This window comes from Mesorhizobium sp. M7A.F.Ca.CA.001.10.2.1 (genome assembly GCF_003998575.1).
In the GTDB taxonomy this organism is placed as follows: Bacteria; Pseudomonadota; Alphaproteobacteria; order Rhizobiales; family Rhizobiaceae; genus Mesorhizobium.
Genome location: NZ_RZQY01000397.1, coordinates 1 through 5,474, shown reverse-complemented (window position 1 = coordinate 5,474; position 5,474 = coordinate 1). Strand labels below are relative to the sequence as shown.

Annotated in this window: 10 protein-coding genes; 3 read left to right on the top strand and 7 right to left on the bottom strand. The window is 55.6% G+C overall.

Annotated features, from left to right (window positions below):
• Both EN964_RS37820 and EN964_RS22780 read left to right on the top strand, forming a co-directional pair.
• Nucleotides 1-486: phosphoribosyltransferase (locus EN964_RS37820; protein WP_164775937.1), on the top strand; the 486-nt coding region annotated here is incomplete at its 5' end.
• Nucleotides 483-1,034 (top strand): AAA family ATPase, encoded by a 552-nt coding sequence (locus EN964_RS22780; RefSeq protein ID WP_127372850.1) that lies wholly within the window; start codon nucleotides 483-485, stop codon nucleotides 1,032-1,034. The genes EN964_RS37820 and EN964_RS22780, both read left to right, overlap by 4 nt.
• 3 nt (nucleotides 1,035-1,037) lie before the next feature.
• On the opposite strand, the gene EN964_RS22775 is transcribed toward EN964_RS22780, so the two are convergent.
• From EN964_RS22775 to EN964_RS22755, 5 genes are all read right to left on the bottom strand, one after another.
• Nucleotides 1,038-1,694: a thymidylate kinase gene (locus tag EN964_RS22775; protein WP_127270446.1), complete on the bottom strand. Its 657-nt coding sequence runs from the start codon at nucleotides 1,692-1,694 to the stop codon at nucleotides 1,038-1,040.
• Nucleotides 1,694-2,125, bottom strand: coding sequence for a hypothetical protein (locus tag EN964_RS22770; protein ID WP_127270445.1), 432 nt, complete (start codon nucleotides 2,123-2,125; stop codon nucleotides 1,694-1,696). Before EN964_RS22770 ends, EN964_RS22775 begins: the two co-directional genes overlap by 1 nt.
• A 224-nt stretch (nucleotides 2,126-2,349) precedes the next feature.
• Nucleotides 2,350-2,712 carry a Rid family hydrolase gene (locus EN964_RS22765; protein ID WP_127270444.1) on the bottom strand — a complete coding sequence of 121 codons (363 nt, stop codon included), beginning with the start codon at nucleotides 2,710-2,712 and terminating at the stop codon, nucleotides 2,350-2,352.
• 251 nt (nucleotides 2,713-2,963) lie between these two features.
• Nucleotides 2,964-3,419 (bottom strand): DUF6644 family protein, encoded by a 456-nt coding sequence (locus tag EN964_RS22760; RefSeq protein ID WP_127270443.1) that lies wholly within the window; start codon nucleotides 3,417-3,419, stop codon nucleotides 2,964-2,966.
• Nucleotides 3,420-3,809, bottom strand: coding sequence for a DUF6152 family protein (locus EN964_RS22755; RefSeq protein WP_127270442.1), 390 nt, complete (start codon nucleotides 3,807-3,809; stop codon nucleotides 3,420-3,422).
• Nucleotides 3,810-4,029: 220 nt separating this feature from the next.
• Between EN964_RS22755 and EN964_RS22750 the strand changes: the two genes are divergently transcribed.
• The gene (locus EN964_RS22750; protein WP_127270441.1) at nucleotides 4,030-4,350 is read left to right on the top strand and encodes a DUF1476 domain-containing protein; all 321 of its coding nucleotides are present in this window, start codon (nucleotides 4,030-4,032) and stop codon (nucleotides 4,348-4,350) included.
• A gap of 92 nt (nucleotides 4,351-4,442) precedes the next feature.
• Here EN964_RS22750 and EN964_RS22745 read toward each other — a convergent pair whose 3' ends face one another.
• A complete protein-coding gene (locus EN964_RS22745; RefSeq protein WP_127270440.1) occupies nucleotides 4,443-4,997 on the bottom strand; it encodes a DUF4142 domain-containing protein in 555 nt (184 codons plus the stop codon).
• A 211-nt stretch (nucleotides 4,998-5,208) separates the two neighbouring features.
• Nucleotides 5,209-5,474 (bottom strand): DUF899 family protein (locus tag EN964_RS22740; RefSeq protein WP_127276753.1); only part of this gene is annotated, 266 nt, incomplete at its 5' end.

The window sequence follows — 5,474 nt, the reverse complement described above, 5'->3', positions numbered from 1 at the left end:
GATCTGATGGGCGCAACGACCTCTTCGGAGGTTGCTGAGCGCTACGCTAAACGCCTCGTCACTTTTTGGCGAGAAAAATTGAATAACGACGCAGAACTCAAGAATTTCGAATTTTCCTTTATAGTTGCTCCTAAGAGCGGAAGTCCATTCATTGCCTACGAAATGTCTAAAATACTGAACCTCCCCTTGGTTGTGCACAACTCGAAGCCAAAATTCGAAATAGACCCTGCTATGTTCTCGTCCTATTTCGACGCATTGGCGCAGCCGCCAAAAAATTCTGTGGGCCTTATTGTCGATGACAGTACCACTGGAGGCGCCAAAGCAATGAAACTGATCGATGACCTTAAGAAATTCGAGCTAAAGGCCACGGAGTTTCTTGTCGTGTTTGAGCCGGAGATCAAGGATCCACGCCTCGTTTTAGCAAACAAAGGGGTGACTCTTCATTCACTGGTCAAATTTCGGGCGACCGGGAAAATAGAAAAGTGAAGATACTGATATGCGGGGCCTTTTCAGCAGGAAAAACAGAAACGGTGCTTGCAACGAAGACTTTGCTGGAGACTAACGGACACAAGGTGTCACTTGTCGAGGAAGTCGCCCGAAAAGCACCATTTGCGCTCAACAAATCTCAGGATTTTGAGACTACATCGTGGTTATACTGCCAGCAAATCTGTAGTGAGATCGAAGCCAGTAAGGATGGAGCTGCAATCACCATCTGTGACAGGGGTATTCCAGACATATTTTCGCATTTTCTAGATACCATGGAAAAGGCATCAAAGCCGGGCCCATTCTTAGACGCTCTATTCCCCGCGCTGAAACAATGGTGCTCCACATATGGCAAAGTCTTCTTTTGTCCAGTCGATCACGGCATTCCTGTTCAGGTCGACTCACTACGCGTTGCTGACCCAGCATACCGTTTAAAGATGGAAAACCATAGCTTAGAGGCGCTCGAAATGCTTGACGTACAATACGTTGGGCTTTCATTCGAAAAGGAGCACAGGGCGAATGCGATATATCAGTCGATAGCCAATCTCTGACGATTACAGTTGTGTCAGAATCTCGGCGGCAAGCTCCTCAGGTCTCCTAAGGTTGCCGTCAAAATCTACATCAACAGCGCACCACTCCCCTAAAACCGATTTCGCAATTAGATTTTCATACACGAGCGGAACCCTCGTAAGTAAGGAGCTATCCGCCTCATGCCTATCGGCATCAAGGTCAGTATAGTCTCTCTTAGGTTTTCTTAGGACGTTTTTCGCCGACGCGTTCGGTGATATACGCAGGTAGGCGTTGAGATTAGGAGCTGGAAGCCCGAACACTTTTAATTCTAGGTTCAAGACCCATTCTATCATTTGATCCTGGAATTCGAGGTCGACTTTTGCTGACTGATAAGCCATATTTGAAGCAATATACCTGTCGAATATCAGAAAATCGGATTTTAAATTAATACTTTCGATAAGGGATTTCGACTCAAATCTATCCATCGCATAGAGCGTGGCAATCGATTTCGGGTCCTCAGGAATATATGTTTTCCCCGACAAGAAATTACCTAGCGCCTGACCTGCTATGGTTTCAGAATACCGCGGGAAAGAGACAATGGTAGCAGTCTTCCCTCGATCCTCGATCAGGGCTTTTAACGACTTTGATACTGTAAATTTTCCTGCTCCATCAACACCCTCAATAGCTACTATTTTGCCCATCAAACGAATATGATCCTCTGCAACACTCTTGAATTCGACAGTAGAAACCGAAACTGAGACTCTGACATCTTAAATCTGGTAGCCTGATTCAATATTATTTCCCGACGCCGCACCATTGGCTCAAAAAATAGAACATCGGCCTCGTCAAAAGCAAACCGAACTGCGAGCTTTACGAGGTCGAATTCAAACTCCAAGCCTTCCGGCAAAACTTTATCAGTATAAAAAGTCTTAGAGATGTCTTTGAAATAAATCGAATACTTTAGGAGATCAAAGGCAGATACGGTAAATTCTTCTTTTCCAAATACAAGTTTTAAGTTGCCACCTTGCTTCTTAATACCATCCGCTATGCTTTCTGACGACATCATAATACACACGCATGCTGCCTGCGCCGTGTCAAAGTCAGAAATAATCTCTGTGTAACTTTTGCTCATTGAAGACACTAGTGCCCAATTATCGGTCTGGAGTCGTGGCATTTAAGGCCACCCTGCTCTATAGGCGTGCCAGCCGCAAGAGGGGAACTCGACGACCGAACCCAGCGTCGCAGCAGACTTAGTCGACACATAGAGAGGGCCGCTAATCTCCGCAATCCCAACCCCCGTTTTCTAACACCTAATGCTTTCCCGCTTGCGTGAGCAATGTAACCGGCGTGCCCCCCTCACGCCACAGCCACACACTCGATCTCAATATCAAACTCCATCGGCCAAGACGCCACCGGCACAAAACTCCGCGCCGGCGGATTGGTCGAAAAATACCTGGCATAGACCCGGTTAATCGCGTTGTAGAAGCCGGAATTGACGGCGTAGATGCGCACCATCACGACGTTTTCCAGCGAGGTTCCGGCCGCTTCCAGGCAATGTTTCAGCGCCTTCAGCGACGCCTCGGTCTGTGTTTCGATGTCGCCGCGCACCATCTCGCCGGTCACCATGTCCACCGGCGGCGTCGCCGAGATGAAGACGAAGCCGTTGGCCTTGACCGCCGTCGAGCAGGGCAGGCCAAGCGCCCGCACCTTGTCCGACATGACGGGGACTTCGATGATTTCTTTTTTTCACGGCAGTTCTCCTTTGTTTGCAGGAAGCTTATCCCGGCACTGGCGGAACGCCAGCGCCGTTCTTCCCTTCTCCCCTTGTGGGAGAAGGTGGATCGGCGCGATAGCGCCGAGACGGATGAGGGGTGGTCCAGCGGAGTGAGACGTTGGCGTTCCCTGGAACACCCCTCATCCGTCGCCTTCGGCGACACCTTCTCCCACAGGGGGAGAAGGTGGATGCGGCGCTAAAGAAAACCGATGAACCGTCCGGCGAACAGCACTGATGTCCACAGCAGTATCGAGAGCACAGCCAGGATGGCGCTGCCGGCCGGCTCGTCACCGCCTCTGGCGAAGCGCAGGAAGGCGAAAAAATTGACGCCGGCGAGAAGGATGAGTGCCATCTTGGCGAGGAAGACCGGCATCGCCGCATAGGTGCTCGCCTTGACCGAAAACAGCAGCGAGCCGGTGACGAGCGCACCGACGAACGCGCCTAAAGCAACGCGGCGCAGCAGCGCGACGAACGCGGCGTGCGGCAGTGAGCGGAAAGCGCCGCAGATCCTGAGGTCCATGAGGAGGACGCTGGTCAGCAGCGCGCCGATCGACAAGATGTGGAGCGCGTTGACGATGGGGTAGGCAATGAAGGAGCCCTTCAGCCACCGCGCCAGGGCAAATTGCTCGATGCCGGCGAGGAACTCCGCCATCTAGGCCGGCGGCACGCGGTCGGGATAGACATCGTATGTCTTGCCGCCGACGATGACGCGCACCGCTTTCATGCGCTTTTCGCTCGCCTCGACCGAGCGGTTGCCGATCGCGGTCACCTCGTCGCCGACCTTGGCCACCTCCTCCGTGAAGCCAGCGGCGATGGTGCGGGACGGCGGCGCCATCTCCACCCGCCAGGCCTCTCCCTCGGCGTCGACATCCAGCGTGGCGTGCGGATTGCCGATATAGATGGCCGTGATCTTGCCCCTGAGTTCGAAAAACCCGTCCTGCGTCCACGACCAGCCATGATGGGCATAGGCCGCGGTGCCGGCGGCAAGCATCACGGCCGCCGTCAGCGCGACGCTGCGAATTCCATTGAAAGGCGACCGCATCACTCGTCTCCTCGGTTCGTCCACCATGCATTCGAGAGTAGGACACGGCGCGGCAACGTCAAATCACATCGGCCAAATGACCGGAACCGCCAAGCACCCCGCTCAATCGCCGGCGTGAACGATCCGGCCTTGCTAAAGACATCCATGCACGCCACTCTCGCCTTCCCTGCCCGCTTTTCCCTTGGGCTGAAGATCGGACTCACATCGAACGAGGCAAACCATGAGCAGCATGAGAGACCGTCAGGAAGGCTTCGAAAAGAAGTTTGCGATGGACGAGGATACGAAGTTCAGGGCCATGGCGCGCCGCAACAAGCTGCTCGGCCTCTGGGCCGCCGAAAAGCTTGGCAAATCTGGTGCGGACGCCGACGCCTATGCGAAGGAAGTGGTGCACGCCGACTTCGAAGAGGCCGGCGACAACGACGTGTTCCGCAAGGTGCGCGCCGATTTCGACGCGGCGGGCATCGCCCAGTCGGATGCCCAGATACGCACCGCCATGGAAGAGCTGCTGGTGACCGCGGTGGAGCAGATCAGGTCGACCTGAGCGCCGCTCATTGTGCTTGGTTTGCCACCGTAACGCTCTACGGCGCCCCCAGACAGAGGGGGGCGCCGTAGAGCGTCGGCCTTGAACCGCCCTCACCCCTGATGCGCGGCCGCCAGTTCCTTCACATGTTTTTCGTGCATCTGCAGCGTCGGCAGGGTTTTCTTGGCGAATTCCTTCATCGCCGGGTCGTCGCCGGATTGCGCATAGCCGCTGAACAGCGCGACGGCTTCCTTGTGGGCGTTGGTCTGCATCTCGATGTATTTGGCCTGGAACTGATCGCCGCTGGCGCCCTTCAGCTCATCGAGCATCTTCTGCTCCTTGGGCTGCAGGGCCGGACCTGACGGCGCGGTGGCCGAGGTTGTCTGGCCCTGGGCAAGCGCCGCCTTGAATTCCTCGCCGGCCTTGGTGTGGTCGGCGATCATCTGTTTGGCGAACGCCTTGACGTCGGCATCGGTCGCCTTCTGCTCGGCGAGCTTGCTGGACTCGATCTCGAACTCATTGGCGCTCGGCACCGTCTTGATGAAGGTCGAAGTGTCGACCTTCGTCGTCGTAGCGAGCGGCGTGGTCGTGGCGGTCGTGTTCGACTGGGCAAAGGCCGGCGCGCCGGCAAGCAATGCTGCTGCGGTCAGAATGGCAAGCGTCTTCATGGCATGTCTCCGGTTGGAATTGTCCCTCGGACAATCCAACGTCGCTTGGGCACTCCGGTTGCAGCTCTTGAGGAAGAAGCCTGCGCATATCGCCTCGATCGCCCCGCCGTATATGTGGCTTGCTCGAACGCTCGCCGATGCCCTCGTTCGAGCCAGCCCATGGGACTCATGTTCCGAAAACTGAAACGCGGCGGCTGGCCAGAGCTGCCTTTCAGTGGCAACACGCCTCGCCATATTGCAGCTGCTCGTTCCAGTTCGGGCGGCCTTCCGGCGTGAAATCCATCAGGTTCCACAGCGTTTCGCAGGTGCCGAGGCTGCGCGGATCCTGGCCCGGCTCCGTCGGCGCGAAATCCAGTTCCGAACTCCAGAAATGGCGTATGCCCTCGCCGTCGCGGTGAAACACCGACAGCAGCGGGATCTGTGAGCCGTCGGCCGCCTCCGCATTGTAGTCGCGCTTGAAGCTGTTGGAAGCCGAAG

Bases quoted from the DNA above. Each gene is read 5' to 3' on its own strand.
- EN964_RS22775 (WP_127270446.1), bottom strand. From the start codon at position 1,694: ATGGGCAAAATAGTAGCTATTGAGGGTGTTGATGGAGCAGGAAAATTT.
- EN964_RS22770 (WP_127270445.1), bottom strand. From the start codon at position 2,125: ATGAGCAAAAGTTACACAGAGATTATTTCTGACTTTGACACGGCGCAG.
- EN964_RS22765 (WP_127270444.1), bottom strand. From the start codon at position 2,712: ATGTCGGACAAGGTGCGGGCGCTTGGCCTGCCCTGCTCGACGGCGGTC.
- EN964_RS22760 (WP_127270443.1), bottom strand. From the start codon at position 3,419: ATGGCGGAGTTCCTCGCCGGCATCGAGCAATTTGCCCTGGCGCGGTGG.
- EN964_RS22755 (WP_127270442.1), bottom strand. From the start codon at position 3,809: ATGCGGTCGCCTTTCAATGGAATTCGCAGCGTCGCGCTGACGGCGGCC.
- EN964_RS22750 (WP_127270441.1), top strand. From the start codon at position 4,030: ATGAGCAGCATGAGAGACCGTCAGGAAGGCTTCGAAAAGAAGTTTGCG.
- EN964_RS22745 (WP_127270440.1), bottom strand. From the start codon at position 4,997: ATGAAGACGCTTGCCATTCTGACCGCAGCAGCATTGCTTGCCGGCGCG.